The organism is Amycolatopsis sp. NPDC088138 (assembly GCF_044741685.1).
In the GTDB taxonomy this organism is placed as follows: Bacteria; Actinomycetota; Actinomycetes; order Mycobacteriales; family Pseudonocardiaceae; genus Amycolatopsis.
In genome coordinates, this window is record NZ_JBIUTB010000003.1 from 67,667 (window position 1) to 94,629 (window position 26,963).

Consider the following 26,963-nt stretch of genomic DNA (forward strand, 5'->3'; position numbering starts at 1 on the left):
GATCTTCGCATGTAGCGTTTCCGGCCATGAAACTTCGGTCCTGGCTCGTCGCGGTGGTCCTCTTGGTCTCCGCGGCCCTGCTGGCCGCGGTACCGGCCTCGGCGTCGCCGTCTTTGTGGCACCTCACGGACCTCGCCGCGCAGCGCGTGCGGATCGCGGACCAGGTGGCGGCGGCCAAGTACGGCACGCCGTCCCCGATCGACGACCCGGTGCGGGAGCAGCAGATCTACGACACGGTCGCGGCGCAGGCCCCCAGGCTCGGCCTCGACCCGGCGGACGCGGTGCGGTTCTTCCGCGCCCAGGTCGAGGCGAGCAAGGTGGTCCAGCGCGGCCTGCACGCGCGCTGGGCCGCGCACCCGTCCGAGATCCCCGCCGACCGGCCCGACCTGAGCGAGCTCCGCCCGGTGATCGACCGGCTGAACACCGGGTTGCTGACGGAGCTGGCGGCGACACTCCCGGCGCGAGCGGCCCGTTCGTGCTCCCAGCGGCAGCTTCTCGCCGCACGCGTCGCCGACGTCGTCCACCGCTTCGACGCCCTGCACGCCCGCGCACTGGGCGAAGCGATCTCGGCGACCTGCCTACCGCGTTAGGGGGCGCCCCGGCGGCGCGTCAACGCCGCCGCGGGCGCCGTGCGGGGGTCAGTTGCAGTTGCCGCAGCAGCCGCAGCCCTGTCCGGTGCACTTCGAGCAGCACCCGTGCATGATCGCTCTCCTTCCGGTTCGCGTCCTCGCGTGATCGACGCTAGGTGCCTGGTGAGGGCCGGTGGTACCGCCGAGCGGTGAGCAGACCAGGTGAACCCGGGGCGCCGGTGGTTACGCTCGCCGCATGCTTCAGATCGTCGTTGTCTGCTCCGGCAACATCTGCCGCTCCCCCATGGCCGAGCTCGTCCTGCGGAAGGAGCTCGGCGACGCCGGGCTCGACGGCGCCGTCCGGCTGTCCAGTGCCGGGACCGGCGGCTGGCACGAAGGGGAACCCGCCGACAAGCGCGCCCGGGCGACGCTCAAGGCCCACGGCTACCCCACGTCCCATGTCGCCTCCGAGGTGACCGAAGACGACCTCGAGGCCGACCTGATTCTCGCCGCCGACCAGGGGCACGCCGAGTTCCTGCGGGCCCGCGTCGACAATCCGGCGAAGGTGCGGCTGCTGCGGTCGTTCGACCCGTCGGCCCCGGACGGCGCCGAGGTGCCGGACCCGTACTACGGCGGTGACGACGGTTTCGAGGACGTCCTCGGCATGATCGAACGCGCCGTGCCCGGTTTGCTGGATTGGGTGCGTTCGCACCCCTGACACGTCACATTCGGCGAGGTCGGCGGGCGGGCCGGACCGGGCACGGCCTACCGTGGAGGGGTGCGGTTGCGGTTCCTGCTCCGGCCCGGGTGGCTGGCTCTGACGGTGGTGGTCTTCGCCTTCGCCGTCTGTTGCTTCACGCTCCTTTCGCCGTGGCAGTTCGGCCGCAACACCGAGCGCGAGCAGCAGAACTCCTCGCTCGAGACGTCGTTCACCGCCGCGCCGGTGCCGCTCGATCAGCTGCTGGCGCCGGGCGCCGTGCCCGACCAGCACACCGAGTGGCACCTCGTGTCGATCACCGGCCAGTACCTCCCGGACAAGGAGGTCGTCGCCCGGCTGCGGACCGTGCAGGGTGAGGGCGCCTACGAGGTGCTGACGCCGCTGCGGACGACCGACGGCACGGTCGTGCTGATCGACCGCGGGTTCGTCAAGCTCGACAGCAAGTCCGGCGTGCTTCCGTTCGCGCCGGCGCCGGGCGGGACCGTGCAGGTCACCGCGCGGGTGCGCAGCGACGAGACCGACCCGAAGAACCGCGACGCGTTCGCCGACGCGTCGACCGGCGGGCGGCTGCAGAGCTACGTCGTCGACTCGAGGGTCGTCGCGCGGGCGGGCCGGATCGACATCCGGCCCGGGTACTTCCAGCTCGACACCGATCAGCCCGGTGTGCTGGGCGCGCTGCCGCTGCCGCAGACCGACTCGGGGCCGTTCTTCTCCTACGCGCTGCAGTGGATCGCGTTCGGCGCGATGGCGGTGCTCGGCTGGCTGTACTTCACCGTGCGCGAGCTGAAGCCGGGCGGCGCGCTGACCGAGTCGAAGCAGCCGGGCGAGCGGACGCGGCGGAAGTCCGTCTCGGAGATCCTGGCCGAGGACGAGGCAGAGTACGCCGAAAGTGGCCCTTCGAAGTAAGCCGGAAATGGACCTGTGGCGAGGCCACTTGTGGTCTTCATACTGGGTTCATGCTGATCCACCCCTGGGACGCCGCGAAGGACGACGCCGAGTGGCGGGACTGGCTGGCCGGCCACGACTTCGGCCAGCTGATCGCCGGCGGCACCGGCCGTGACCTGCCGATGGTCACGCCCGCGCACTTCGCCTACGACGGCGACCGCACGATCGTCACGCACCTGGCCCGCCCCAACCCGATCTGGCCGCTGCTGGAGGAGCACCCGCGCGCGCTGCTGACGGTGGTCGACGACTACACCTACATCCGCGCGGACTGGAACACGGCGTCCGGCGCGGACCCGGCGCGAGGCGTGCCGACGTCGTACTACGCGACGGTCCAGCTGGAGGGCGACGTCCGCCTGGTCGACGACCCGGCGGAGAAGGCGGCGCTGCTGGACAAGCAGCTGCGGCACTTCGAGACGGACGGCGCCCGCGCCGAGGTGAGCGCGACGGACGCCCCCGACCGGCGGCAGCTGCCGGGCATCCGCGGGATCGAGTTCACGATCACGGGCGTCCGCGCGAAGTTCAAGTTCGGCGGCAACCGGACGGAAGAGGACCGCGAGCGGATCGCCGCCCAGCTGGCGGAGCGCGACGGGCGCCTCGACGCGGAGGCCTTGGCCCAGTTGCGGCGCCGCGGCTGAGCCAGGGCTCCCCCCGCCCTTCCCTGGGGGGCGTCCCCACGTCCAGTCTATCGGCGCCCACCGACGGGAACGCCGGAAAGCGGCTCGGGCGGCGGAGTTGTCCACAATGGGCCGAGGCTGTGGACAAGCGGCCGAGACCGGGGCAGCAGCAGGGCCGCGTGGAGCCTGCTGAAGGGAGCGGGCTGAGGCCGAAGGGAAGCAGTCCCGCGCGACCCATGCACTTGGACACGATGTGCACGATGGTCGAGGCCGAACTCAGCGCGAGCGGCGCCAGAAACCCGCGACCACCGCGAGCAGTACCGACGTCACCCCGGCCAGCCAGCCGACCACACGGGACAGTTCCACCGCGCGTGTCACGTGACCCGCGTCCGGATTGCGGCCCACGCCCAGCACCGGCAGTTCCTCGACTCCGTGCGGGTACACCGTCCGGCCGCCGACGCGGATCTCCAGTGCTCCCGCGAACGCCGCCTCCACGCGGCCCGCGTTCGGGCTCGGGTGGGCGATCGTGTCGCGGCGCCACGCGCGCCACGCGCCGCCCGCCGAGCCGCCGACCACCGGGGCCGCCAGCACCGTCAGGCCCGCCGCGACGCGGGTCGGGACCAGGTGGACGAGCTCGTCGAGCCGGTCGATCGCCCAGTGACCGGGACGGCCGCGGCGGGTGCGGCGCAGCAGGCTGACCGCCCGCGCGCCCAGCAGGCCCGGGACGCCCGCCACCGCGCCCCACACCAGCGGCGCGACGACGGCGTCGGAAGTGTTCTCCGCCAACGTTTCCACCGACGCCCGCGACAGCGCGACCGGGCCCAGCCCGTCGGCGACGCGGGGGTCCAATTCGGACAGTGTCGAACGCGCCGGCTCGAAGCGGCACTCCTCGAGGTCGCGCGCGAGCTCGGTGCCCTGCAGCGCCAGGCCGGCCGCGCCGAGCACCGCCCAGGTCGTCACGGCGGTCGCGGTCGCCTGCACCAGCGGACGGCCCCGGCCCGCGCGTTCGAGCAGCAAGCCACCCAGCACGGCGGCGCCGGCCACGGCGGCTCCCGGAGCGGGCCCGAAGCGGCGGAAGGCCGTCACCGGCGGACGCCGTCGCGGATCGCCGAGGGCGCCGTCGGCCGCCACGCCCAACACCAGTCCGATCGCGCGCGCCGCGCTCACCCGTGCCCCCCGGCATAAGAAAAGTCCACTTCGGGGAGAGGCTACTCGCCCCGGCCAGGCCGTCGTGCGGCCTACTCCACCAGGGCCGCGACTGCCCTCGCCTGACCGGCCCCGGCTCACGTCCGGGCCCGCCGCCGACGCATCCCCGGCCTACTCCACCAGGGCCGCGATCTCGTCCCGCGCCTGGACGACGATGTCCCGCATCGCGCGCTCGGCCCGGTCCGCGTCGCCCGCCGCGACCGCGGCCGCCACCTCCAGGTGCAGGGCCACCGCCTCGGGCTGCGGCTCCGGCGGCATCAGCCCGTGGCCGGTGCGGCCGGTCAGCACCTCCGCGACGACCTCGGACAGCTGCGCGAACATCGGGTTGCCGGACGCGCTCAGCAGCAGGTCGTGGAACGCGATGTCGAACTCGAGGAACGTCGGGAGGTCACGCGCCCGAGCCGTCCGCGCCAGGCGCTCGCCCAGTGCGCCGAGGCGGCCGCGCTCCTCCGGCGTCGCGCGCAGGGCGGCGTAGCGCGCCGCGCACGGTTCGATCGCCGAACGCAGCTCGTTCAGTGTGGCCAGGGCCGCCGGGCGGCCTGGGCCGTCGAGCTGCCAGCGGATGAGCTTCGGGTCGTAGTGGTTCCACTCCCCCGGCTCCCGCACCGTCACCCCGACGCGCCGCTTGCTGCTGGTCAGGCGCATCGTCTCCAGCACTCGGACCACTTCACGCGCTACCGTCCGCGAAGCGCCGAAGCGCTCCTGGAGCTCTTCGGACCGCAGCACCGTGCCCGGCGGCAGCTCGCCGTTCGCGATCGCCGCGCCGAGCGCGTCCAGGACCTGGTCGTGCCTGTCGTTCCCCACTCAGCCAACCTAGCGAACTGACTCGATTAAGTAGCACTTAATCTTGAATAAGTAGTACTTTTGAGCTTCACTCACCTGGGCACAACGAAGTGGGAGGTGGCGATGACCGTCATCGTGGTGATGGGCGTGTCGGGTTCCGGGAAGACGACGGTCGGCACGGAACTCGCGGACGCGCTGGGCGTCGAGTACGCCGAAGCGGACACGTTCCACCCGCAGGCCAACATCGACAAGATGACCGCGGGGACCGCGCTGACCGACGCGGACCGCGCGCCCTGGCTCGAGGCCATCGCCGACTGGATCCGCGCGCACCAGGAGTCCGGCGGCGTCGTGACGTCGTCCGCGCTGAAACGCCGGTACCGCGACGTCCTGCGCACCGGCGGCAACGTCTGGTTCGCCCACCTGCACGGTGATCGCGAGGTGCTCGCCGAGCGCATGAAGACGCGCAAGGGCCACTTCATGCCGGTCTCCCTGCTGGATTCGCAGCTCGCCGACCTCGAACCCCTCGAACCGGACGAGCCCGGCGCGATCTTCGACATCCGCGAAACCCCCGACGCCATCACCGAAGCCGCCCTGACCGCCTTCCGGGAGCGCGCATGACCTCCGTCCTCGCGGCCGCCTGGACCGGCCACGACACCCGCCTGATCGCCGCGACGGTCGTCGCCATCGCGGTGATCGTCGTGCTGATCACCAAGGTGAAACTGCACCCGTTCCTGGCGCTGGTGCTGGGTTCGATCGTGCTCGGCCTGACCGCCGGGATGCCCGTCGACAAGCTGCTCAAGAGCTTCTCGAGCGGTGTCGGCAGCACGGTCGCCTCGGTCGGCATCCTGATCGCGCTCGGCGCGATGCTCGGCAAGCTGCTCGCCGACTCGGGTGGCGCCGACCAGATCGTCGACACCGTGCTCGGCAAGGCGCGCGGGGCCGCCCTGCCGTGGGCGATGGCCCTGGTCGCGGCGCTGATCGGGCTGCCGATGTTCTTCGAGATCGGGCTCGTCATGCTGATCCCGGTGGTGCTGCTGGCGGCCAAGCGCACCGGGAAACCGTTGATGCTGCTGGGCATTCCCGCCGTCGCCGGCCTCTCGGTGCTGCACGGCCTGGTCCCGCCGCACCCCGGCCCGCTCGCCGCGGCGGGCGCGCTGAACGCGAACGTCGGGATCACGCTGGCGTTCGGGCTGCTGGTCGGCATCCCGACGCTGGTGATCGCCGGCCCGCTGTTCGGCAAGCTCGCCGCCCGGCTGGTCCCGGACGCCGCCCCGCCCGAGCGGCTGATCCCGGAGCGGGCGGACCCGGACAAGCCGCGGCCGAGCTTCGCGGCGACGCTCACGACGGTCCTGCTGCCGGTCGTCCTCATGCTCGCGAAGGCCCTGTCGGACATCCTGCTGGGCAAGGAAAACCAGGCGCGGCGCGTGCTGGACTTCATCGGTGACCCGCTGATCGCCCTGCTCGCGGCGGTGCTGGTGGGCATGGTCCTGCTGGGCCGCCCGGCCGGCCTGGACCGCGCTCGACTGTCCACTGTGGTCGGCGAGTCATTGGGACCGATCGCGGGCATCATGCTGATCGTCGGCGCCGGCGGCGGCTTCAAGCAGACCCTGGTCGACGCCGGGGTCGGCGACGTCATCACGGGCCTGGCGAAGGACGCGAACCTGTCGCCACTGCTGCTGGGCTGGCTGGTCGCGGTTGCGATCCGCCTGGCGACGGGCTCGGCGACGGTGGCCACGGTCTCGGCGGCGGGCATCGTCGCCCCGCTGGCCGCGACGATGGATCCCTCGCACAGCGCCCTGCTGGTACTCGCGATCGGGGCGGGGTCGCTGTTCTTCTCGCACGTGAACGACGCCGGGTTCTGGCTGGTCAAGGAGTACTTCGGGTTGTCGGTCGGCCAGACGCTGAAGACCTGGTCGGTGATGGAGACGCTGATCTCGGTGGTGGCGATCGCGCTGATCCTGCCGCTGTCACTGGTGGTCTAGTTCAAAGCCGTGAAGGCCACCTTGAGGGACTCTGAGTCCCTCAAGGTGGCCTTCACGGCTTTGGCGACCGTTGACATGTGACCTTTTGGTCACCTATTCTTCCGGCGTGCCCGACGACGACCTGGTGTTCAAGGCGCTGGCGGATCCGACCCGCCGGTTCCTGCTCGACCTGCTCTTCGAACGCGACGGGCGCACGCTCACCGAACTCGAAACGCAGGTCGACATGAGCCGCTTCGGGGTCATGAAGCACCTGAAGCTGCTCGAGGAGGCCGGATTGGTCGTCGCGCGCAAGGAAGGCCGCGAAAAGCTGCACTTCCTGAACCCCGTGCCGATCCGGCAGATCCACGACCGGTGGATCGACAAGTACACCGAGCGCCACGTGACCGCGCTGCTCGACCTCAAGAACGAACTGGAAGGCGACGAACCATGACGACCACCGTGCAGGTCAACCGCATCTACATCAAGGCCACCCCGGAGCGGATCTGGGAAGCCATCACCAAGCCCGAGTGGACGCAGAGGTACGGCTACACCGGCCTCGCCGACTTCGACCTGAAGGCGGGGGGAAAGCACCGGACCCACCCGACGCAGGGTTTCATCGACGCGGGCTTCACCGGGGACCTGATCGACGGCGAGGTCCTCGAAGCCGATCCGCCGCGCAAGCTCGTCATCACCTGGAAGCTGCTGATGGACCCGGCCATGGCGGACGAGCCGTACACGACCGTCACCTACGACATCGAGGCGACGCAGACCGCCGGCACCAGACTCACCGTCACCCACGACGTCACCGGCGCGCCGCTCACCGGGGCGATGGTCGCCGGCGTGCACGAGGACGTCAACGCCGGACCCGGCCAGAGCGCGGGTGGCGGCTGGGCGTGGATCCTGTCGGACCTCAAGTCCCTGCTGGAGACCGGCGACGTCATCGTCCCGGCCTGAGAGGGTCCGGTGGGCCCGGCTCGCGCCGCTTCGGGCCGGGCCCACCGGGGTCTACGCGCGCTGGGTCGCGGCCTTCAGCGCAGCCTTCGCGGACGCCGGAGCGTCCAGGGTGTCCAGCCCGAACAGAGCCGCCCCCACCACGGGGTTGACGTCGACGACGCGGACCACCGCGCGCGGGGCGACCTTCAGGCACCGCTTCTCGATCTCGGCGATCACCGCGGCGCCGATGCCCGTCAGCACACCGCCGCCGAGGACGATCTCCGGCGCTTCCTCGGTCAGGTCGAGGTTCCGCAGGATCACCGCCGCGAACACGCTGACCTCCTCGACGAACCGGGTGACGATGTCCGCCGCCACCTCGTCGCCGGTCGCCGCGACCTCGAACAGCAGCGGGCAGAGCCCGTGGATCGAGGCGGCGGGGATCTCTTCGAAGTGCAGGCCCTGGACGACGTCGAGCAGGGTCGGCCGGTCGAAGAAGCCGGCCACGGCCGCCTGCAGCTCGGTACGCGGGCCGCGGCCGTCCTCGGCGCGCACCGCCCACCACAGGGCCTCTTCGCCGAGGCGGTAGCCGCCGCCCCAGTCACCGGAGATCTTGCCCAGCGCGGGAAAGCGGTGCACGCGCCCGTCCGGGCCGACGCCGGCGCCGTTGATCCCGGCGCCGCACACCACGGCCACGCCGACCCCCGCGCTGCCCGCCCGGAGCAGCGCGAGGGTGTCGTTGCCGACGGTCAGCGTGTCACTCCAGCCGCGGGCTGCCAGCGCCGCGTGCAGCGCTTCTTCCTCACGCGGGAAGTCGAGCCCGGCGAGGTAGGCCGACGTGTGCACCGCGAACGGCTTCTCCCCGTGGTCCGGGAAAGCCTCCAGCACCAAGGCTTCCAGCGCCGCGACGCAGGCCGCGACCCCGACGTTCTGCGGCGAGGCTCCCGGCCCGCGCGACTTTCCGAGCACGACGCCCTCGTGCGACACCACGAGGACCTCGGTCTTGCTGTTCCCTCCGTCGATGGCGATGACAGCCGGCTTCATCCGCGCGCCCAGGGCAAGTACTCACGGTTGATCTGCACCAGCGAATCGGCGAGCGTGTCGGCCTTCGTGTACTGGCCCACCAGCGGGTGCGCGAGCAGCGCGTCGGCCACGCGGTCACGGCCGCCCTTGACCGCCGCCTCCAGCGCCAGGAACTCGTACGCCGTCGTCGCCGCGATGAGGCCGGAGAACTGCGGTTCCACGGGCGACTGCGGGATCGGCGTGGCGCCGTTGGAGTCCACAGTGGACCTTGTCTCGATGACGGCGTCGTCCGGGAGAAACGGGAATGTGCCGTCGTTGCGGACGTTCACCACGTGCTCCTCGGCCGGGCCACCCGCGGTCAGCGCGTGCACCAGCTGCACGGCGGCCTCGGAGTAGTACGCGCCGCCGCGCTTCTCCAGCGACTCCGGCTTCGTGTTCTCCTCCGGGTCGAGGTAGATCTTGAGCAGCTCCTCCTCGACGTCGCTGACGACCTCGGCCCGCGGCCGCTCGGTGCGCTGCTTGGCGACCTGCTCGTCGTGCGCGTAGAAGTACTTCAGGTAGTACGACGGCACGACGTTCATCCGCCGCAACCACATCTGGGGCACACTGACCTCGTTGGCCAGGTAGTCCAGGTGCTGGTCCAGCAGCTCGGGCAGCCGGTCGACGCCGTCGACCAGCGCGCCGCGCTCCCAGCTCAGGTGGTTGAGTCCGGTGTGGACGAGCTTGACGTCGTCCGCGCCGACCCCCAGCAGCTTCCCGAACTGCCGCTGCAGGTTGATCGCGACGTTGCACAGCCCGACCGCGCGGTGCCCCTCGTTGAGCAGGGCGCGCGTGACGATGCCGACCGGGTTGGTGAAGTTGACGATCCACGTGTCGTCACCGGCGATCTTGCGGACGCGCTCGGCGATGTCGAGCACCACCGGCACCGTGCGCAGCGCCTTCGCGAGGCCGCCCGCGCCGGTCGTCTCCTGGCCGACGCAGCCGCAGGCGTGCGGGAAGGTCTCGTCGGAACGCCGCGCCCGCTGGCCGCCGACCCGCAGCTGGATCAGCACCGCCGACGCGCCGTCGACCCCCTCTTCGAGCGACTGCGTGGTCCGGACCCGCGCGGGGTGACCGGCGTGGTCGAGCAGCCGCTGGCTGAACCCGCCGACGGCCTCGACGCGGTAGGCGTCCGGGTCCACCAGCACGATCTCGTCGACGTCCAGAGTGGACCTCCGACCGGCGATCCCGTCGATCAGCTCCGGCGTGTAGGTGGACCCGCCACCGACGACTGCCAGCTTCATCCCTTGACTCCCGTGAATGTGATGCCCTTGACGAACGACTTCTGCGCGAAGATGAACAGGATGATCACCGGCGCCATGATGAGCGCGGTCGCCGCCATCGTCATGTTCCACTCGACGTGGTGCATGCCGCGGAAGGACGCGATCGCCAGCGAAAGCGGCCAGTGGTCCTGGTTCTCGCCGGTGTAGAGCAGCGGCCCGAAGTAGTCGTTCCAGGTGAACAGGAAGCAGAACATCGCGGTGGCCGCGATTCCGGGCTTCGCCATCGGGATCAGCACCCGGTACATCGCCTGGAACTCGTTGCAGCCGTCGATCTTCGCCGCTTCGAGGTAGTCCTTCGGAATGGTGAGGAAGAACTGCCGGAGCAGGAAGATCGAGAACGCGTCGAAGAAGAAGTACGGCGTGATCAGCGGCACGAGCGTGCCGGTGAGGCCGAGCCGCACCCACAGGTCGTACAGCGGCACGACCGTGACCTGCGGCGGCAGCATCATCGCGGCCACCGTGAGCATGAAGAACAGGTTCTGCCCGCGCCACCGCAGTTTCGCCAGCGCGTACGCCGCCGGAATCGCCGAAAGGAGCGCGCCGATCGTCGCCAGCGCCGAATAGAGCAGGCTGTTGCCGAAGTACTCCAGCAGCGGTGCCTTCTTGAACACCGTCACGAAGTTCTCGAAGTGCCATTCGGTCGGCCACAGGCTCGCCGTCATCGCCTGGTCGTCCGCCATCACCGCGGTGAGGAAGACGAACAGCAGCGGCAGCATGAAGATCACGCCGAGCGCGATCCCGGTCGCGTGCAACGCGATCCAGGACAGGCGCCGGTCCCAGCTCCGCTTGAACCGCACCTTCGGGTCCACGCCCGCCGGCTTCTGCGGCGCTTCCGCCAACGCGGTCATGCGCCCTCCTCCTGGTGCTGGGACTTACGCAGCTGCCGCACGAGAATCCAGGTGAAGCCCGCCGAAACGATGAACAGCAGCACCGCCATCGCGGCCGCGTAACCCATGTTGAAGTAGCGGAAACCCTGGACGTACAGCCAGATCGGGTACGTCAGCGTCGAGTTTTCGGGCGCGCCGATGAGCTTCGAGTTGCCGGCGACGTCGGCTGTGCCCGCCGAGGCGGACGCCGCGACTATCGCCTGGGTGAAGAACTGCAGCGCGTAGATGATCGAGTTGACCACGCCGAACAGCAGCACCGGCGAGATCGACGGGAGCGTGACGTGCCAGAACTTGCGGACCGAGCCGGCGCCGTCGAGCTCCGCGGCCTCGTACTGCTCGGTCGGGACGTCGAGCAGCGCGGCCAGGATGATGATCATCAGCTCGCCGGAGCCCCACAGCGCGAGCAGCGTCAGCGCGGGCTTCGACATGGCCGGGCTGTTGAACCACAGGCCGCCGTCGATGCCGATGAGCCGCAGGAACCGGTTCACCGGGCCGAATTCGGGGTTGAACACGAAGACGAACGCCAGCGTCGCCGCCGCGGGCGGGGCCAGGGTCGGCAGGTAGCAGAGGGTCCGGACCAGGCCGACACCCGACTTGAGCCGGGAGATCACCGACGCGATGCCGAGCGAGAACGTCACCCGGCAGACGGTCAGGACGACCACCAGCCACAGCGTGTTGTACGCGGCCGTGCCGACGAGCGGCTCGGTGGTGAACATCCGGACGTAGTTGTCGAACCCGATGAACTGCGGCGGGTTGATCAGGTCGTACTTGGTGAAGGAGTAGTAGACCGTGGCGATCAGCGGGTAACCGAAGAAGACCAGGAACCCGATGAGCGCCGGGGCCATGAAGAACAGCGCTGTTCGACGACGCTTGCTGGCCCGGCGGGCCCCCGCCCGCGCCTTGGAAGGCGCGGACGGGGAGCCGTCGGTTTTCGCGGCGAGGGTGGAGGTCATCCGCCCGCGCCCTTCTGCTTCAGTTCGTCGTCGATCTGCGCGTCCACCTTCTTCAGGCCTTCGGTCAGATCGGGGATCGAGCCGGCCTGCCACTTCTCGGCGAAGTCGTTGACCGCCTTGAGGTGCGCGTCACCGATCGGGGTGGTCTGGTTCGACACGAGCTTGCCGCTGTCGTACATGTCGAGGAACGTCTTGAACTGCGGCTGCAGGTCGAGGCGCGGCGACGTCAGCGAGGCCTTCGTGCTGGGCACGTTCTTCAGGCCGTTGGCCATGTCCACCAGGGTGTCGGTGTCCAGGGTGGCCTGCTTGATCAGCTCCCACGCGGCACCGGGGTTCTTGGCGCCCTTGGGGATCGCGATGATCGTGCCGGTGGTGAAGGCACTGCCGTACTTGTCGGCCATGCTGGTGAGCACCGGGGCGGGCGCGGTGGCGTAGTTCAGCGTCGGGGCCTGGTCCTTGATGAACGCGGTGCGGAACTCACCGTCGTAGATCATCGCCAGCTTGCCCTTCTGGAAGCCGTTGTCCGCGGAGTACTCGTCACCGAGACCGGCCTTGAACTTCTCGACCTTGTCGTGGCCGCCGAGGGCGTCGATCAGCTTCTGCTGGAACTCGAACATCGCCTTCCAGCCGGGGTTGCTGGCGAGGTCCGACTTGCCGTCCGGGCCGATGAACGGCGCACCGAAGTTCGGCGCCCAGTACTGGGCCTGGTTGCCGTAGAACGGCATCGACGGCAGGAAGCCGGCGACCTTGATCGAGCCGTCCGCGTTGTACTCGGTCAGCTTCTTGGCGTCTTCGAGCCACTCGTCGGTGGTCTTCGGCGGCGACGTGATGCCCTTCGCCGCGAACATGTCCTTGTTGTAGTAGAGCCCGTAGACGTCGGCGAGCATCGGCATCGCGCACCGCTTGCCCTGGTACTCGGTGTAGTTGCGGACCGCGTCGGGGATCTGGCTGAGGTCGATCTTGTCGCGCTCGATGTAGGGCTTCAGGTCCTGGAAGCTGCCGTTGGAGCACCAGGCGCCGAGGTTGTCGGTGTAGAACGAGATCGCGACGTCGGGCGGGTTGCCACCGCGGATCGACTGCGTGAGCTTGTCGTCGTCCTGGTTGCCCTCGTGCTTGATCTCGATGTTCGGGAACTTCGCCTTGAGCTTGTTCAGGCCCGCGGTGACCACGCCGTACTCGCGGTCGGTGAACTTGCTGTAGACGGTGATCGTGATCTTGTCGTCCTTGCCGGGCGCGGCGGCCGCGTCACCGCCGCCGCTGGGCGCGGCGGCGCCGGAACAGGCGCTGGTCAGCAGGACGGACGCCGCGGCCACGGCGATTAACGCTGCGCCGCGACGGGTCCGGTTGGTAGGGCGCATGGCCCTCCTCCTCATCGGTTGGGCTACTCGGTTGGGGACGGGGCGGGACGGGTGTTCGGGACCGCCGCTTTACCGGGCGAGGGTCCGACCGCGGGTCGGCGCGACCCGAGGAGCGTGGGGGTGACGACGCCGAAGACGTCCTCACGGGTTTTGGCGAGCGCGGACTGCAGTGCGCCCGCGCGGACGGCGTTGCCCTGCACGGAAGCGCAGCCGACCGGGGTGCGCGGCAGGACGAGGTCGTGCAGCCTTTGCTGGACGAGCCCGGCGAAGTTCTCGCCGCCGGCGCGGCTGGTGTCCCCGCAGAGCAGGACGAGCTGCGGGTCGGCGACCGCGACGAGGTTCGCGATGCCGCCGGCGACGCGCCTCGCGAGGTCGTCGAGGAAGGGATGCTTTTCTCCGGCCTTCTCGACGGCGTCCCACGCGGTGTCGGCGGTGATGCCGTGGGCGGCGGCGAGGCGGCAGATGGCGGGCGAGTCGACGAGGTTGCCGAACCGGGCGCCGGCCTCGGGCCAGACGTCCCCGGTGTCGACGGTCGCCGGGTCGGGCACGCGCATCCAGTCGATCTCGCCCCCGCCGCCGGTGGCGCCGCGCAGCAGCCGCCGTCCGATGACGACCGCGCCGCCGACGCCTTCGGACAGCCACACCATGACGAAGTCGTCGACGTCCTGCGCCTTCCCGGCGCTCATCTCCTCGACGGCGACCAGGTTGACGTCGTTCTCGATCAGGACGTCGACACCGAGCTCGTCGCTGAGCTTCTGCGGGACGTCGAACCCGAGCCAGCCGGGGATGTGCGGGGCGGAGGAGAGCAGGCCGGTGCGCGGGTCGAAGGCGCCCTGAGCGCCGATGACGACGTGGGCGAGCTCTTCGCGGGTGATCCCGGCCGCTTCCGCGACGTGGCTGAGCGCCTCGCCGAAGGTCCCGACGACGTCGGCGCCCTCGTGGACGGGCAGCGCGACCTGGTGCTCGGCGAGGATCGTCCCGGCGACGTCGGCGACGACGAAGTCCGCGACGTGCGGGGTGAGATCCACGGCGGCGACGTAGGCGAGCCCGCCGTTGGCCGACCAGAGCTGGGCGCGCGGGCCGCGCCCGCCACCCCGTACGCCGGCCTTGATGACCAGGTTGTCCAGCTCGAGGCGGGTGATGAGCTGCGCGGTGGCGGGTTTGGACAGTCCGATGGCGAGCTCGAGCTCGGCGCGCGTCAGCGGGCCCTCCCGGAGGAGGACCTCGATGGCCGCGCGATCGTTGATCTCACGCAGCATCCGCGGGCTACCGGCTCGCACTTGTCGTCGCTCCCGACTTAATTAGGATACTTTACAGACGGTTTCCGGGGACTGTAGTGAGCCGAGCCACAGCCGTCAACGGGCTCCGGAAACGGCCAGGTAACGCTTGAAGGCGCGCTGGGCCACGTGGTGGAAACACCAGTGAACGAGTTCCGCCGGGTGCTGCGGGCTTGGTCAGCGGATTTCCGGTTGCGTGGCCGGGGATGCTGATCCGGTGGATGTCGACGAGTCGACCGGTTTCGAGCCGCGGTTCAAGGTGCTCGACGCGCTGGACCGCGTGACACTCCGGGAAGCCGGGGGTTCGCTGACGGTGGGGGTGGAGCTGGTGCGAATGAGCTGGCCGCGAAGGGCCTGGCAACCGGAAACGAACTTGGCTTTCGGCGCCGCCCCCGACTTCACCGGCGAGCCCGCTCGCACGGTGATCGAGCGAGGTGACCTGCGATGACGCCACCTGAGGACGTGCTCGGGTACCCCGTCCCGATCGCGCAGTTCGTAGCGCGGACCGACCTCGCCGTCGTCGCGCTGCAGCACGTCGTCGCGTATCCGGACGGCTGCGCTCTGCACCTGCACCTGAACGTCCGGCGCGGCTCGCTGGACCGGTCCACCTGGGACGGCATCGGCGAAAGTGACGCCGGCGGGTTTCCCGGCCTGGCCGGCGACGGCCTGTGGTTCCGGGTCGACCTCGGCACTTTGACCGAAGTGGGCGGCGGCGCGAGCTACAACGACCACCGCTACCGGGGCGACCGGCAGCTCTGGCTGAGCCCGCTGCCGGCCGGTCCCGTCGAGTTCTCCGTCGAGTGGCGGAAGGCCGGTCTCGACCTCACCGCCACCACGCTGGACGGCCGGGCCATCACCGAGGCGGCGAAGCTGGCCCAGCCGTACTGGCCGTGACTACTCCTCCGCGTCACGCGGGCGATGAACGCGCTACGGCAACCTCTCCACCACGTCGGTCCGGTTCACCTTGACGTTCGGCACCGGTGATCCACTGGTCGAACTGCTGTGCCAACCACTTTTTGGTCTCGTCCGAAAGATGTTCACGAACCTCATCGAGCAGCGGAGTGACGGCGTGCTCCCGCACTTCTTCGTGAGCCTCCGGCGCCGGACAGATGAACACCGCAAGGATGCGAAGGTTCCGCAGCAGCTCTTCGCTGGTGATCAGCTCGAGAATCGGTACGTGCGCGATCACGGCGGTCTTGAGCGCGCCCCAGGCTTTGTCCACGATCAGGCCGACCACTTCCCTGGTCAGCAGCGACCGCCCGTCCTTCCTGCTGGAGTCGACAACCGTGTCGACCACGATCTTCTTGGTCGCTTCGGAAAGCTTGTCGATCACGGCGTTGGACTTTTCGAGGATCTTGACGAAGCCGATGATCAGGTCACACCACCCGTGGTCAGCGAGCTGCAAGCGGATGGAGCCGACGTCTTCGGACCCGGCGTCGAGTTCGGCGAGGATGTCCTGCCAGATGCCCTCGGTCATCGCCTGCGCAAGCGCGTCCACCTGCTCCACCGGAGCGGGATGGCCCGGGTACTCCTCCAGAATGCCGCCAGAGTCATGAAGTTCTTCGGCCGACAAGACCTGCTGCCCGGACTCGTTGCCTGGCAATTCGGCCTGGTCAACCCCGCGAGGTTCGCCCGGCCGCAGCTCTGCTTCCTGCCTCTGAAGTGGAACTTCCGGCGTCCGCACGAAGCGCCGCCTGAGCAAGCCGGACAAGTCCAAGCGGAACGAATCCATGGTCGCCGCGCGGGCCCCCGCGTTGCGCCTCAACCCGCGCTTCGAAACCGTGCACCTGAGCCATTTCTTCCTGATCTCGGCGCGTTTGACGGAGCGAACTCGCTCTGGTTGGCGAGCAAGGCCCACCCACTCTTTCCAACCGTGTTGTGAGCCGCCGCAGTTCCCGCACTTGCAGACGTGGCCTGTGGCCTTCTCACAATTCTGCGGATGCTTCCTGGTCGATGCCATCGACTGGCCCCTCGTTCGACAACCCACCCCACTCGATCTTCCGAGTGCTCAAGGAAGCGACATACCGCCACGCCGGTAGTCGCCAGGTTGCCGTTAGTAACGAGATTTGACCTCATAGAACCCGCGCGCCACTTCGACCGCACGGGCCTCGATTGCCATAGGCGATCGGGTGAGAAGTGCCGTGAAGACGCGGCCTTCACGGCACTTCGATCACTCCTCCGCGTCCGCCCAGGCCTTGAGCATCACGCGGGCGATGGAGGAGTTGCCCGGCAGGAGGATCTCCGCCGCGCCGTCCGCGATCGGGGTCGGCTTGGCGCCTTCGTTCCGCTCCTGACTGTTCTCGAACGCCGCGCGCACCTCCGCGCGGGACACCCACAGCGCCTCTTCGATCTCGCCGTCCGCCGGGATCAGCGGCAGCGTGCGGTCCGCCCGGGCCGTGAAGCCCAGCATGATCGAACGCGGGAACGGCCACGGCTGGCTGCCCAGGTAGCGGACGTCCGACACCAGGGCCCCGACCTCTTCGCGGATCTCGCGGAGCACACACGCCTCCAGCGACTCCCCCGCCTCGACGAAGCCGGCCAGCACCGAATACCGCCCGGCCGGCCAGATCGGCTGGCGGGCCAGCAGGACGTGGGAGCCGTTGGTCCCCTCCAGCGAGTGGACCAGGCAGATCACCGCCGGGTCGGTGCGCGGGTACTCCTCGCGGCCGTCGTTCGTGCACTTGCTCGCCCAGCCGAACTGGATCAGCTCGGTCGGGTGACCGCAGCGGGTGCAGAACTTGGCCTGGCGACGCCAGTTGCGCAACGCCTGCGCCGTGGTGAACAGGCCGGCCGACGTGTCGTCCAGCAGGTCGCCGTAACCGCGCAGCTCGACCCAGATCTCGCCGTCGACACGCGGGACCTCTTCGACGAAGCCCCAGCTGCCGGCCATCTTGACCGTGTCGGTCTCGCCCGACGGGCCGCCCGGGAGCGACCAGTAGTCGGTGTCCTGCCACTCGCCGAGGAAGACCGCGTCGGACGGCGGCTCGGCGCCGAAGTCGACGGCCTTGCGGAACGCCAGCACCGACGATCCCTCGACGACCGGGGTGCGCCCGGTGTCGTCCAGCAGGACGACCCGGGCGTCAGCCCAGCGAGACAGCAATCGAGAAGGGTTGGTGCGCAAGCCTTCCTGGCGGTCCACAGTGGACCGGGACAGGGTCGGCAGGGCATCAAGGGTGAACGGGACGGACATCAGGCAGGCTCGCCCACTTCGACGTCACCGAGCGCCAGCAGCTTGCGTTCCAGCACCGCGGCGTCGCCGACGACCACGCCGGTGAACCGCTTGGGAGCGAAGTACTTCAGCGCCGCGTCGGCGACTTCTTCGGCGGTCACCGCGGCGACGCGCGCCGGGTGCTCGTTCAGCCACTCCAGGCTCAGCCCGGTCGAGGCCAGCGCGAGCACCTGCCCGGCCAGCCCGGCCTGCGACGACGTCGAGGTCAGCAGCGAGCCGATCGCGTACTGCCGCACCGACTCCAGCTCGTCGCCCGCCGGCGGGACCTGGCCGAGACGGCCCAGCTCGTAGCGGGTTTCCAGCAGCGCCGGGGCGGTCGCGTCGGTGGCGGTGTCCGCGTCGACGTTGACCACCGCGGTGTCGTCGGTGAACTCGAAACCGGAGTGCGCGGAGTACGTGTACCCCTTGTTCTCACGGATGTTCTCGACCAGCCGCGACGAGAAGTACCCGCCGTAGGCCAGGTTCGCCAGCTGCAGCGCGGCGTAACCCGGGTCGGTGCGCGGCACGGTCTGCGCGGACAGCCGGATCTGCGACTGCACGGCCCCGGCGCGCGGCACCAGCAGCACGCTCGGGCCGGTCAGGTCCGGCAGCGCGGGCAGCCGCACGGCGGAGCGGTCCGACGCCCAGGCGCCGAGCACCTTCTCCAGCTCGCCGATGACCCCGCCCGGGTCGATGTCGCCGACCAGCACCAGCACCGAGCCGCGGGCCTGCACGGACGCCTGGTGCAGTGCGCGGACCTGCTCCGGGGTGACCACCGCGACGTCTTCCGCGCGAGGAACTTCGCGCGTGGCCGGGTGGTCGCCGTAACGGTGCTTCTGCAGCGCCTCGCGGGCGATCGTGCGCGGCTGCGTGCGGGAGACGGCGATCCGCTCGACCAGCCGCTCCTTCTCCCGCGCGATCTCCTCGTCGGCGTAGGTCGCGCCGGTGAGGGCGTCGGCGAGCACGTCGAGGAACGTCGGCAGCTCGGCGGCGAGCGCGGAACCGGTCAGCACCAGGCGTTCCGGGTCGACGCCGACGCCGATGTCCCCGCCGATCAACGCCAGCTCGGTGTCGATGTCGATGCGGTTGCGGCGCGCGGTGCCGGTGAGGATCGTCTCGGCGAGCACCTCGGCGGTCGCCGGGTGCAGCGCGTCGTCACCCGCGAACGGGATCCACAGCCGCGCCTCGACCATCGGCACCGTCGCCTTGCGGACGGCCAGCACCCGCAGTCCGTTCGACAGCGTGGTGTCCACATGGGACAGGTCGCCGGCGACCCGCTGCTCGCCCAGCGGGGGCAGCGGACGCGGCCCCTGCGCGGTGCGGCCGATCTCCTCGGCGCTGCGGTGCGTTGCAGAAGTCACTGCTCGTTGGTCCCTTCCGAAGCGGGCTTGACCACCAGGACGGCGCGCGCGTCGGGACGCAGCGCCTTCGCCGCCGCCGAAACGGCTTCCGAGGTGACGGCGGACATCCGGTCCGCGAGCTTGTACACCAGCGACGCGTCGCCGTAGAGCAGTTCGAACGAGCCGAGCGCGAGGGTCCGGGAGACCAGCCGGTCGTGCTCGGAGTGCAGGCTGGCCGTCCAGCGGGCGGTGACCTTGCGCAGCTCCTCGTCGCTCGGCGGGCTGTCGGCGAGCTTCTGCAGCTCGTCGTCCAGCGCCGCGAGCACGCGCTCGCGCGTCACCTCGTGCGGGTGGATCAGGGTGATGGTGAACGTGTCCGGGTCGCGGGCCTCGAACGGGCCGAACAGCCCGGCGCCGGCGCCGATGTCGACGACCAGCGGCTCCTTGTGCACCAGCCGCTGCTGCAGCCGGGAGCCGTCGCCGTCGGTCAGCACGCCGGCGAGCACGAGGTAGGCGAGGTAACCGTCGACGTCGTTGATCGGGTCGGGCATCCGGTAGCCAACGGCGAGCGCGGGCAGCGGGGCGTGCGGGTCGACGTTCTCCCCGCGCAGCTCGGTGGTCGGCAGCGGCTCGGCGAACGACGGCCGCTGCGGCGCGGGCCGGTGCGGGACGTCGCCGAAGTTCTTCTCGATCAGGTTCTTGGCGTTGGCGATCTCGAAGTCGCCCGCCACGGTGAGCACGGCGTTGGCCGGCGAGTAGTAGGTGTCGAAGAACGCGGCGCAGTCTTCGACCGTGGCGCTCTCGAGGTCCTCGAAGCCGCCGTAACCGTTGTGCGCGTTGGGGAACGTCGAGTACAGCACCGGCGGCAGGGTGATCCACGGGAACCCGCCGTACGGCCGGTTCAGCACGTTGAGCCGGATCTCCTCCTTGACGACGTCGATCTGGTTCGCCAGATTCTCGGCGGTCAGCTTCGGCGCGCGCATCCGGTCGGCCTCGAGGAACAGCGCGCGCTCCAGCGCGGCGCTCGGCAGCACCTCGAAGTAGTCGGTGTAGTCCGGATGGGTGGACCCGTTGAAGGTGCCGCCGCTGGACTGGACGTGCCGGAAGTGGGCGAGTTTCTCCAGGCTCTCGGAGCCCTGGAACATCAGGTGCTCGAAGAGGTGCGCGAAACCGGTGCGCCCCTCCGGCTCGGAGCGGAAACCCACGTCGTAGTGCACGCTGACGCCGACCACCGGCGCGGTCGCGTCGGGTGCGAGCACCACGCGCAAACCGTTGTCTAGGGTGTATCGGACGAGCTCGGGATCGGCCATGGCCCCACCCTACGACGGCTCGGCGCCTCCTGGCTTCCCGGCTGGCGGGTGAGAACCGGTGTCCGGGCCGACGGCGGCGAGCAGCCGCGCGCGGCGGGCGCCGGCGAACGCGCCCGCGAGCGCCGTCGCGAAGGATCCGGCCTGGTCAGGGGTGATGTCGCCGTCGTGCCAGTAGACCGTCGGCGGGTGCTTGAGGCCGTCGAACGCGGCCACCCACGGACCTAGTTCGCCCAGAGCGAGCGCGTACGGCAGGCCGCGTGAGAACACCAGTTCCCGTTGGGGCTTGCCGAGGTCCTTCACCTTCACGGCACCCAGTTCCGCGGCGACCCCGCGCAGCCGTCGTGCGACGTCGAGACCGGCTCGCCGGCGCGCGGGCAGCGCCGCCGACACCACCGCGGCGGCGGCCCCGGCCAGCGCGAGGATGACGCCGAGCTGGGCGTACCCGGCGGTCAACGCCAGCAGGACGGTCAGGAACACGCCGTAGAAGACGACCCGGATCCCGGCGCGGCGGAGCCGGCCGGGCCGCGGCGCGAGCCAGCCGCGGCGGACGGCGTCGGCGGACAGCGCCGGTGCGATGTCGACGTGGTCGCGCCGCAGTTCGGCAAGGGTCACCGAGTCCTCCGGCAGTACCGCTTCGAAGACCGCACGCTCGAAGGAGGTCAGGTGCTCGTCGGGCGGGTTGCGGCGGGTCAGCCGGGAGCCGTCGCTGACCCAGAGGTAGTTGCGGACGGCCAGGTCGAGCACGGTCGCGGCCAGGTCCGCCGGCCCGGCGCGGCCGTGCAGCAGCACGCCGACGTGGCCCGGCAGCACCCCTTCCGGTGACGCGAACTCGCCGCTCGCCGAGACCAGCTCGGCCTTCGGCGGCTCCGGCGAAGCGGCGTCCCGGCGTCGCGCGAACAGCACGAACGCGGCCGCGGCCAGCAGCAGCGCGCCGAACCCCGCCCAGGCCCAGCCGACCGGGGCGGTGACGACGAACGCGCCCGCGAGCGTCTTCGACGGCACCAGCCGCGCGTTCGCCGGGACGGTGCCCGCCGGCAGCTCGACGGTGGCCGTCATCCGCTGGCCCGCGAGGAGGTTCTGCTGGCTGAACCGGGTCAGGCCGGCGTGGTCGATCTGCGCGGCGCCGCACTGGAAGTCCGAATCGGCCGGCCCGGCCAGGCAGTCCACCGCCGTCGGGATCTTCGGCGCGGCGAAGGACGCGCGGAGGAATTTCAGCTCGGTGCTCCAGCCGCCGGCCAGCTCCCAGGTGACGCGGTCGCCGTCGACCGCACCGTCCACTGTGTACCGGACGATCGACGTGCCGGACGTCAGGTGGACGGTGAACGCGTCCTTGTCGACCGATGCCGTGCCGCTGCCTTCGAGCACGACGTCACGGACGCCGTAAACGCGGTCGCGGTGGTGCGGCGCCGCGACCCGCAGCGCGACCCGGCGGTCCATCGTGACGCCGTTGGGCACGGACACCGCTTCGGCGACCGACAGCGAACCGTCGCGCTGGACCTTGAGCTGGATCTCGGCGCTCTGCGGCAGCGCGGGCAGCGGCGGCTGGTCCACCGGCGCCGCGGCCAGCAGGAGCGTCAGCACCGCCGCCGCGAGCACGTCAGCGCGGCGACGTGGTGCGGCCGGACTCGGTGAGCAGCCCGTCGAGCGCGGTCAGGAACGACGGGAAGTGCGTGCCGAACCGGCGCAGGTCGCTGTCGGCCTCCATGCCGCCGTACCAGTAGAGCCCGGCCGTGCCGTCCGACGCCGGGTTGAGCGCGGCGAAGGTGCCCAGCCAGCGTTCGGTGTCGCCCAGCACCACCGCGTACGGCAGCGACCGGGAGAACACCATCTCGCGATCGCCCGGCGGGATGTCCTCGGCCTTGGCGTGGTGCAGGTAGTGCAGCAGGCCGCGGACCTGGCCGACGAGCACCCGGCCGCGCGCGGTGCGCGAGGGCAGCAGCACGGCCGCGGCGGCGACGCCGAGCCCGGCCAGCGCGAGCGCGACGCCGAGCAGCGCGTCCCCGACGGTGAAGGTGAGGATCGCCGTGACGACAAGGCCGAGCGCGAAGATCCCGGCGCCGAGCCAGGTCAGGCGGCCGCGCGCGGTGTCGGGGCGGCGGGAGAACCAGCGCTTGGTGACGACGTCGGCGTACATCGCGTCGCTGATCCGGCGCAGGTCGAGGCCGCCGCGGGCGCGCAGCTGCGACACGAGCACGGCGTCGGTGCCCTCGGGCAGGAGCGTTTCGTAGACGGCGCGCTCGAAGTCGTGGAGGTGCTCGTCGGGCGGGTTGCGGCGGGCGAGCTGCCAGTCGGGCCCTGGTACTTCCGCCAGCCACAGGTAGTTGCGGACGGCGAGGTCGACCACGGTGGCGCTGATGTCGACGACGTCGACGGTCTCGTCGATCACCGTGCCGACCTGCCCGGGCAGCACGCCGTCCGGGGAGGCGAAGTAGACGCGTTCGCCGTCGCGCAGCAGCACCTCGACCGGGCCGGTGGCGGCGGTGAGCGCGCCCGCATCCTGCTTGCGGCGGCGCACCACGAAGACCGCGGCGGCGATCAGGAGCACCAGGAGGACGGCGAAGACGACGCCGGTCAGCGGTGTCATGGCGAAGGCGTTGGCGAGCAGGCCGATGTCGGCGAACTTCGCGGTGGCCGGCGTGGTGTTCGCGGGCAGGCCGACCAAGAGGTCGACGCGGTCGCCCGGCGGGACGTCGTTCTGCTCCAGGCGCACGACGCCGGTGTGGTCGAGCTCGGCGAGGGTGCAGCGCTGGCTGGAGCCGATCGGGCCGGCGAAACAGTCCACAGGGGACAGTTCCGGCGACGGCGCGATGAACGACGCGGTGAGCTTGGCGACCGGGCCGTCGAAGCCGCTCGCGGCCTGCCAGCGCGCCTGCTGCCGGCCGCTCTCGTCGGCGACGACGCCGTCGACGAGGTAGGTGACGGTCGAGCTGCCGCCGGTGAAGGTGAGGACGAGCTGGTCGCCGGTGAGCTGGCTGGTGGCGGCGCCCTCGGTCTTGACGTCGCGGACGGCGAAGACGCGATCCTGGTCGTCACCGGCCGAAACCCGCAGCGGGACGCGGGAAACGAGCTGCTGCCCGCCGGGGACGGTGACCTTCTCGGTGACGGAGAGGGAACCGTCACGCAGGAGCTTGAGCGCGACGTCGGCGCTGGTGCCGTCCGCGGGCGGCTGGCCCGGCACGATGCTGCCGAGCAGCTGCGGCTTCTTGACCTGCTCGCTCGGCTGGGCGGGCAGCGGCGGCCCGGCGGTGGGCCCTTCGGCGGCCGCGGCTGTTCCCGCGGTCCCGGCGGTCAGCAGGCCGGCCGCGGCGACCACAGCGGCGAGTTTCCTCAACACAGCACCACACCCTAGAGCACTGGATCTATGCTGACGGCCGGAACGGCGAGATCAGCGCAGGTACGCCGCTTCCGACGGGGATAGTCCACGGGGGGTTCCACAAAGATGTCTCAGCCGCCGCAGGGTCCGCACGACCCGCGACGTCCGGTGCCACCTCCGGGCCGGCCGCCGTTGCCGCCGCCGGGGGCGCGGCCGTTGCCGCCGCCGGCGAACCGGCCGTTGCCGCAGGGCCAGCCGGGGCGGGGTGGACCCGGGCAAGGGCAGCCGGGGCAAGGGGGCCAGGGGCAGTCCGGGCAGCCGCCGCAGGGGCAGCCGAGCCAAGGGCAGTCGGGTCAGGGGCAGGCTGGGCAGGGCCAGCCGGGCCAAGGGCAGCCGCCACAGCGGCAGCCAGGCCAAGGTCGCCAAGACCAGCAGGGGCAGGGGCAGGGGCAGTCTGGGCAGGGCCAGCCGGGTCAAGGACAGCCGCCGCGGGGGCCGCAGCAACCCGCTGGTGCACCGCAGGGACCGCAAGGCCCTGCCGGTTCGCCGCAGGGACCGCAAAGTCCTGGCGGCTCGCCGCAGCAAGGTCCGCGCGGACCGCAGGGACCCGCCGGGATGCCGCAGAACCCCGCCGGCCCTCCGTCTCACGCGCCGCAGAACCCCCATGGCCCCGCAGGTTCGCCGCAGAATCCGCCTGCCGGTTCGCAGCAAAATCCGCACGCGCCGCGGAATCCGCAGTCTCCCGCTGGGCCGCCGTCGGGTTCGCGTGGGCCGCAGCAACCCGGGTGGCCGCCGCAAGGTCCGCAGGGCACCCAGGGGTTCCCCGCGCCGGGACCACCGTCCGGGCCCTACCCCCAGCCAGGCGGCCCGCCGACCGGACCCCAGTTCCGTCCCCCGCCGCCCACCGGGGCTCCGCTGCCGCCGCCTGTGACGGCTCCCGCGCCCGTCTTCGCTCCGGGTTATGCCGGGCCGCCGCCCGCCATGACCTTCGGGCCGCGGTTCGCGCCTGGGTACCGGCCCTACGTCGCCAAGAAGTCGAACACCGGGCTGATCGTCGCCGTGTCGATCATCGGGATCGTGGCCGTCGTCGGCGGGCTGATCGCGGCCGTCGCGCTGACCGGCGGGAACTCGCGCCACGTCGCCGACGCCGGCTACTCCAGCGCCTACCCGACCGAGACCGATTCGGCCACGACCAGTGAGGAAACGACCGAAACGACGTCGTCCACCGAGGGGACGACCACGCGCGAGACCACGTCCGGGCGCGAGACGCCGACGTCCCAGACGCCGTCCGGGCCCCACTCGGTCGCGAAGACCGGCGACAACCCGCTGTTCGCCAGCCCGAACTTCGGCCTGCAGAACGTCTCGTGCTCGCTGAGCCGCTGGGCGACCGACCAGGCCAGCGTCACGCGGTTCTTCCAGTCCGGCCTCACCTGCCTCGACGCGATGTGGTCGAAGGCGCTGGGCGGCGCGGACCTGCCGTTCGAGTCGCCGAAGCTGGCCGTGCCGCGGTCGCTCTCGGAATCGTCGACGCCGTGCGGCAGCGGGGGCACGACCACCGGTGTCACGCCGTTCTATTGCCCGTCGAACAACACGATCTACATGCCGATGGACCGCATCGAGATCGACGTGTGGGGCAACCACCCCGGCCCGTACCTGTCGATCCTCGCCCACGAATACGGCCACCACGTGCAGAACATGGCCGGCATCTCCGACGCCTACGGCGAGCAGCGCTATGACGCGGGCGCCGACTCGGCGGTCGGCCTCGAGCTGTCACGCCGCATGGAGCTCGAGGCGCAGTGCTTCTCGGGGATGTTCCTGGGCTCGGCGTCGGTGTCGGGCGGCTCGGTCGACAAGAACATCTACAACGAGGCCTGGAACGCCCAGGACCGCGGCGACGACTACGCCCGCAACGGCAAGCGCGACCACGGCAGCGCCAAGCACAACATCTCCTGGTGGCAGCACGGCGCGACGACCAACCGCAGCCAGCAGTGCAACACGTGGACGGCCTCTTCGGGAGACGTCTCGTAACGCCCCAAGGCGGCCTTGGTTGCGTCTCACGCACCGAAGGCCGCCTTGGGTGCGCCAGGCGCACCGAAGGCCACATTGGGGCGGTCGGGGCCAGGTCAGCTCGGTGGCGTGAACGGGTTCTCGACGGCCGGGGTGCCGCGCGGCGGGGTCTCTTCGGAGGAACCCGAGTAATCGGCAGCGGCGGGCTGCGCTGGGAAAGGTTGCGACGGCGCGGTGCTTGGCTGCGCCGGGAACGGCTGTGAGGGTCCGGCATTCGGCTGCGCCGGGAAAGGCTGCGAGGGTCCAGCACTCGGCTGCGACGGCGCCTGCCCGGGGTAAGCCTGCGGAGGCGCCCCATAAGCCTGCGCCGGGTAGCCCTGTCCCTGCCCCTGCGCCGGGTAACCCTGCCCCGGATAACCCTGTCCCCGCGCCGCAAACGCTTGCGCCTGCTGGGCCTGCGCCGCCGCGTAAGCCTGGAACGCGCGGGCGTGGTCGCGGTTCCGCCGTTCCGCCAGCACCGCGGCCAGGAACGCCCACGGCGGCACCCCGGGCGGCACCGCCACCCCCAGCGCGTTGCCGACCTGCTGCGCGAGCCCCCAGCCGAGCGAGTGTGCCGCCTCCGGGCGCAGCTCGTTGAAGCGCGCGAGGAACTGGCGGCTCGCCAGCGCGAGGTCGTCCGGCAGCCGGGTCAGGTCGAGCTGGGACGCCCAGCCCTCCAGGCCCGGCGGCATGCCGATCGCCGGGTAGCCGGCCCTTTCCGGGACGCGCTCGCGCACCACGAGCGTCCCGGCGAGGAAGTCCCCGACGCGGCGGCCGTCGGACGAGCACAGCGACACGATCACCGCGACCGCGCCGAACAGCCCGAGCGTCCAGAAGTCCACGACGAAGCCGGCGAGCCCGCGGGTCAGCGCGTGGCGGAAGCGGATCGGGCCGCCGTCGACGCGCACCACGCGCAGGCCCAGCGCCATCTTGCCCAGCGACCGGCCCCGCGAGAGCGTCTCGAACAGCACCGGGTAGCCGACCATCACCAGCACCAGGAACACGAGGAAGAGGGTCAGCGCGAGCGAGCCGTCGTCCGCCGGGACGGTCTGCGTCAGCACGAAGAGCGCGGCGAGCAGGAGCGCGAACTGGACGACGACGTCGAGCGCCATCGCGAGGGCCCGGCTGGCGAGCTTGGCGACGCGCAGGTCCAGGACGACGGCTTCGCCGGTGACCAGCTCGGATTCCTCGTGCACGAGG

General features: G+C 70.9%; 27 protein-coding genes. 11 read left to right on the top strand and 16 right to left on the bottom strand.

What is annotated here, in order from left to right:
* The first annotated feature begins 26 nt into the window (after positions 1 to 26).
* The 4 genes from aroQ (at position 27) to ACIOD2_RS15205 (ending at position 2,867) form a co-directional block, all read left to right on the top strand.
* The gene (gene aroQ / locus ACIOD2_RS15190) at positions 27 to 590 is read left to right on the top strand and encodes a gamma subclass chorismate mutase AroQ (RefSeq protein ID WP_400538169.1); all 564 of its coding nucleotides are present in this window, start codon (positions 27 to 29) and stop codon (positions 588 to 590) included.
* Between the two features lie 235 nt (positions 591 to 825).
* Positions 826 to 1,287, top strand: a complete 462-nt coding sequence (locus tag ACIOD2_RS15195; protein WP_400538171.1) for a low molecular weight protein-tyrosine-phosphatase — start codon at positions 826 to 828, stop codon at positions 1,285 to 1,287.
* Positions 1,288 to 1,347: 60 nt separating this feature from the next.
* Positions 1,348 to 2,193, top strand: a complete 846-nt coding sequence (locus ACIOD2_RS15200; protein WP_400538173.1) for an SURF1 family protein — start codon at positions 1,348 to 1,350, stop codon at positions 2,191 to 2,193.
* A gap of 50 nt (positions 2,194 to 2,243) precedes the next feature.
* Positions 2,244 to 2,867 (top strand): FMN-binding negative transcriptional regulator, encoded by a 624-nt coding sequence (locus ACIOD2_RS15205; protein ID WP_400538175.1) that lies wholly within the window; start codon positions 2,244 to 2,246, stop codon positions 2,865 to 2,867.
* 255 nt (positions 2,868 to 3,122) lie between these two features.
* Here the strand turns inward: ACIOD2_RS15205 and ACIOD2_RS15210 are convergent, their stop codons facing one another.
* On the bottom strand, positions 3,123 to 4,013 hold the full coding sequence (locus ACIOD2_RS15210; protein WP_400538177.1) for a cobalamin biosynthesis protein: 891 nt from the start codon (positions 4,011 to 4,013) through the stop codon (positions 3,123 to 3,125).
* Positions 4,014 to 4,163: 150 nt separating this feature from the next.
* Positions 4,164 to 4,856: a FadR/GntR family transcriptional regulator gene (locus ACIOD2_RS15215; protein WP_400538179.1), complete on the bottom strand. Its 693-nt coding sequence runs from the start codon at positions 4,854 to 4,856 to the stop codon at positions 4,164 to 4,166.
* Positions 4,857 to 4,958: 102 nt separating this feature from the next.
* Here ACIOD2_RS15215 and ACIOD2_RS15220 point away from each other — a divergent pair, with 102 nt between their 5' ends.
* The 4 genes from ACIOD2_RS15220 to ACIOD2_RS15235 all read left to right on the top strand — a co-directional run bounded on the left by ACIOD2_RS15220 (position 4,959) and on the right by ACIOD2_RS15235 (position 7,750).
* Positions 4,959 to 5,453 carry a gluconokinase gene (locus ACIOD2_RS15220; protein ID WP_400538181.1) on the top strand — a complete coding sequence of 165 codons (495 nt, stop codon included), beginning with the start codon at positions 4,959 to 4,961 and terminating at the stop codon, positions 5,451 to 5,453.
* Positions 5,450 to 6,817, top strand: coding sequence for a gluconate:H+ symporter (locus ACIOD2_RS15225; RefSeq protein ID WP_400538182.1), 1,368 nt, complete (start codon positions 5,450 to 5,452; stop codon positions 6,815 to 6,817). Before ACIOD2_RS15220 ends, ACIOD2_RS15225 begins: the two co-directional genes overlap by 4 nt.
* A 106-nt stretch (positions 6,818 to 6,923) precedes the next feature.
* Complete coding sequence (locus ACIOD2_RS15230; RefSeq protein ID WP_323334397.1) at positions 6,924 to 7,247, top strand: metalloregulator ArsR/SmtB family transcription factor; 324 nt, start codon at positions 6,924 to 6,926, stop codon at positions 7,245 to 7,247.
* A complete protein-coding gene (locus tag ACIOD2_RS15235) occupies positions 7,244 to 7,750 on the top strand; it encodes an SRPBCC domain-containing protein (RefSeq protein WP_400538185.1) in 507 nt (168 codons plus the stop codon). The genes ACIOD2_RS15230 and ACIOD2_RS15235 overlap by 4 nt, the downstream gene beginning before the upstream one ends.
* A 51-nt stretch (positions 7,751 to 7,801) precedes the next feature.
* Here the strand turns inward: ACIOD2_RS15235 and ACIOD2_RS15240 are convergent, their stop codons facing one another.
* The 6 genes from ACIOD2_RS15240 to ACIOD2_RS15265 are packed head-to-tail and all read right to left on the bottom strand — an operon-like array spanning position 7,802 to position 14,528.
* Complete coding sequence (locus ACIOD2_RS15240; protein WP_400538187.1) at positions 7,802 to 8,770, bottom strand: N-acetylglucosamine kinase; 969 nt, start codon at positions 8,768 to 8,770, stop codon at positions 7,802 to 7,804.
* Positions 8,767 to 10,032 carry a 6-phospho-beta-glucosidase gene (locus ACIOD2_RS15245; RefSeq protein ID WP_400538189.1) on the bottom strand — a complete coding sequence of 422 codons (1,266 nt, stop codon included), beginning with the start codon at positions 10,030 to 10,032 and terminating at the stop codon, positions 8,767 to 8,769. The genes ACIOD2_RS15240 and ACIOD2_RS15245 overlap by 4 nt, the downstream gene beginning before the upstream one ends.
* Entirely contained in the window at positions 10,029 to 10,919 is an 891-nt protein-coding gene (locus tag ACIOD2_RS15250; RefSeq protein ID WP_400538191.1) for a carbohydrate ABC transporter permease, read from the bottom strand. Before ACIOD2_RS15250 ends, ACIOD2_RS15245 begins: the two co-directional genes overlap by 4 nt.
* The gene (locus ACIOD2_RS15255) at positions 10,916 to 11,911 is read right to left on the bottom strand and encodes a carbohydrate ABC transporter permease (protein ID WP_400538193.1); all 996 of its coding nucleotides are present in this window, start codon (positions 11,909 to 11,911) and stop codon (positions 10,916 to 10,918) included. The genes ACIOD2_RS15250 and ACIOD2_RS15255 overlap by 4 nt, the downstream gene beginning before the upstream one ends.
* Entirely contained in the window at positions 11,908 to 13,269 is a 1,362-nt protein-coding gene (locus ACIOD2_RS15260) for an extracellular solute-binding protein (protein ID WP_400538195.1), read from the bottom strand. The genes ACIOD2_RS15255 and ACIOD2_RS15260 overlap by 4 nt, the downstream gene beginning before the upstream one ends.
* A gap of 23 nt (positions 13,270 to 13,292) precedes the next feature.
* Positions 13,293 to 14,528: an ROK family transcriptional regulator gene (locus tag ACIOD2_RS15265; protein WP_400540339.1), complete on the bottom strand. Its 1,236-nt coding sequence runs from the start codon at positions 14,526 to 14,528 to the stop codon at positions 13,293 to 13,295.
* A gap of 235 nt (positions 14,529 to 14,763) precedes the next feature.
* Here ACIOD2_RS15265 and ACIOD2_RS15270 point away from each other — a divergent pair, with 235 nt between their 5' ends.
* Together ACIOD2_RS15270 and ACIOD2_RS15275 are read left to right on the top strand one after the other, a co-directional pair.
* Positions 14,764 to 14,994, top strand: coding sequence for a hypothetical protein (locus ACIOD2_RS15270; protein WP_400538197.1), 231 nt, complete (start codon positions 14,764 to 14,766; stop codon positions 14,992 to 14,994).
* Positions 14,991 to 15,440: a hypothetical protein gene (locus ACIOD2_RS15275; RefSeq protein WP_400538199.1), complete on the top strand. Its 450-nt coding sequence runs from the start codon at positions 14,991 to 14,993 to the stop codon at positions 15,438 to 15,440. Before ACIOD2_RS15270 ends, ACIOD2_RS15275 begins: the two co-directional genes overlap by 4 nt.
* A 13-nt stretch (positions 15,441 to 15,453) precedes the next feature.
* Here the strand turns inward: ACIOD2_RS15275 and ACIOD2_RS15280 are convergent, their stop codons facing one another.
* From ACIOD2_RS15280 to ACIOD2_RS15310, 7 genes are all read right to left on the bottom strand, one after another.
* The gene (locus ACIOD2_RS15280) at positions 15,454 to 16,278 is read right to left on the bottom strand and encodes a hypothetical protein (RefSeq protein ID WP_400538201.1); all 825 of its coding nucleotides are present in this window, start codon (positions 16,276 to 16,278) and stop codon (positions 15,454 to 15,456) included.
* Between the two features lie 438 nt (positions 16,279 to 16,716).
* Complete coding sequence (nudC, locus tag ACIOD2_RS15285; RefSeq protein ID WP_400538203.1) at positions 16,717 to 17,736, bottom strand: NAD(+) diphosphatase; 1,020 nt, start codon at positions 17,734 to 17,736, stop codon at positions 16,717 to 16,719.
* Positions 17,736 to 19,115 carry a M16 family metallopeptidase gene (locus ACIOD2_RS15290; protein ID WP_400538205.1) on the bottom strand — a complete coding sequence of 460 codons (1,380 nt, stop codon included), beginning with the start codon at positions 19,113 to 19,115 and terminating at the stop codon, positions 17,736 to 17,738. Before ACIOD2_RS15290 ends, nudC begins: the two co-directional genes overlap by 1 nt.
* Positions 19,112 to 20,404, bottom strand: a complete 1,293-nt coding sequence (locus tag ACIOD2_RS15295) for a M16 family metallopeptidase (RefSeq protein WP_400538207.1) — start codon at positions 20,402 to 20,404, stop codon at positions 19,112 to 19,114. The genes ACIOD2_RS15290 and ACIOD2_RS15295 overlap by 4 nt, the downstream gene beginning before the upstream one ends.
* A gap of 9 nt (positions 20,405 to 20,413) precedes the next feature.
* Positions 20,414 to 22,000, bottom strand: a complete 1,587-nt coding sequence (locus tag ACIOD2_RS15300; protein ID WP_400538209.1) for a DUF2207 family protein — start codon at positions 21,998 to 22,000, stop codon at positions 20,414 to 20,416.
* Between the two features lies 1 nt (position 22,001).
* The gene (locus ACIOD2_RS15305; protein WP_400538211.1) at positions 22,002 to 23,738 is read right to left on the bottom strand and encodes a DUF2207 family protein; all 1,737 of its coding nucleotides are present in this window, start codon (positions 23,736 to 23,738) and stop codon (positions 22,002 to 22,004) included.
* 51 nt (positions 23,739 to 23,789) lie between these two features.
* Entirely contained in the window at positions 23,790 to 24,248 is a 459-nt protein-coding gene (locus ACIOD2_RS15310; protein ID WP_400538213.1) for a hypothetical protein, read from the bottom strand.
* 450 nt (positions 24,249 to 24,698) lie between these two features.
* Here ACIOD2_RS15310 and ACIOD2_RS15315 point away from each other — a divergent pair, with 450 nt between their 5' ends.
* Positions 24,699 to 25,745, top strand: coding sequence for a neutral zinc metallopeptidase (locus tag ACIOD2_RS15315; protein ID WP_400538215.1), 1,047 nt, complete (start codon positions 24,699 to 24,701; stop codon positions 25,743 to 25,745).
* Between the two features lie 95 nt (positions 25,746 to 25,840).
* On the opposite strand, the gene ACIOD2_RS15320 is transcribed toward ACIOD2_RS15315, so the two are convergent.
* Positions 25,841 to 26,959, bottom strand: a complete 1,119-nt coding sequence (locus ACIOD2_RS15320; protein ID WP_400538217.1) for an RDD family protein — start codon at positions 26,957 to 26,959, stop codon at positions 25,841 to 25,843.
* Positions 26,960 to 26,963: the final 4 nt, after the last annotated feature.

Bases quoted from the DNA above. Each gene is read 5' to 3' on its own strand.
- ACIOD2_RS15255 (WP_400538193.1), bottom strand. From the start codon at position 11,911: ATGACCTCCACCCTCGCCGCGAAAACCGACGGCTCCCCGTCCGCGCCT.
- ACIOD2_RS15220 (WP_400538181.1), top strand. From the start codon at position 4,959: ATGACCGTCATCGTGGTGATGGGCGTGTCGGGTTCCGGGAAGACGACG.
- ACIOD2_RS15295 (WP_400538207.1), bottom strand. From the start codon at position 20,404: ATGGCCGATCCCGAGCTCGTCCGATACACCCTAGACAACGGTTTGCGC.
- ACIOD2_RS15205 (WP_400538175.1), top strand. From the start codon at position 2,244: ATGCTGATCCACCCCTGGGACGCCGCGAAGGACGACGCCGAGTGGCGG.
- aroQ (WP_400538169.1), top strand. From the start codon at position 27: ATGAAACTTCGGTCCTGGCTCGTCGCGGTGGTCCTCTTGGTCTCCGCG.
- ACIOD2_RS15240 (WP_400538187.1), bottom strand. From the start codon at position 8,770: ATGAAGCCGGCTGTCATCGCCATCGACGGAGGGAACAGCAAGACCGAG.
- ACIOD2_RS15260 (WP_400538195.1), bottom strand. From the start codon at position 13,269: ATGCGCCCTACCAACCGGACCCGTCGCGGCGCAGCGTTAATCGCCGTG.
- ACIOD2_RS15245 (WP_400538189.1), bottom strand. From the start codon at position 10,032: ATGAAGCTGGCAGTCGTCGGTGGCGGGTCCACCTACACGCCGGAGCTG.
- ACIOD2_RS15195 (WP_400538171.1), top strand. From the start codon at position 826: ATGCTTCAGATCGTCGTTGTCTGCTCCGGCAACATCTGCCGCTCCCCC.
- nudC (WP_400538203.1), bottom strand. From the start codon at position 17,736: ATGTCCGTCCCGTTCACCCTTGATGCCCTGCCGACCCTGTCCCGGTCC.
- ACIOD2_RS15315 (WP_400538215.1), top strand. From the start codon at position 24,699: ATGACCTTCGGGCCGCGGTTCGCGCCTGGGTACCGGCCCTACGTCGCC.
- ACIOD2_RS15250 (WP_400538191.1), bottom strand. From the start codon at position 10,919: ATGACCGCGTTGGCGGAAGCGCCGCAGAAGCCGGCGGGCGTGGACCCG.
- ACIOD2_RS15275 (WP_400538199.1), top strand. From the start codon at position 14,991: ATGACGCCACCTGAGGACGTGCTCGGGTACCCCGTCCCGATCGCGCAG.
- ACIOD2_RS15225 (WP_400538182.1), top strand. From the start codon at position 5,450: ATGACCTCCGTCCTCGCGGCCGCCTGGACCGGCCACGACACCCGCCTG.
- ACIOD2_RS15235 (WP_400538185.1), top strand. From the start codon at position 7,244: ATGACGACCACCGTGCAGGTCAACCGCATCTACATCAAGGCCACCCCG.
- ACIOD2_RS15265 (WP_400540339.1), bottom strand. From the start codon at position 14,528: ATGCTGCGTGAGATCAACGATCGCGCGGCCATCGAGGTCCTCCTCCGG.
- ACIOD2_RS15280 (WP_400538201.1), bottom strand. From the start codon at position 16,278: ATGGATTCGTTCCGCTTGGACTTGTCCGGCTTGCTCAGGCGGCGCTTC.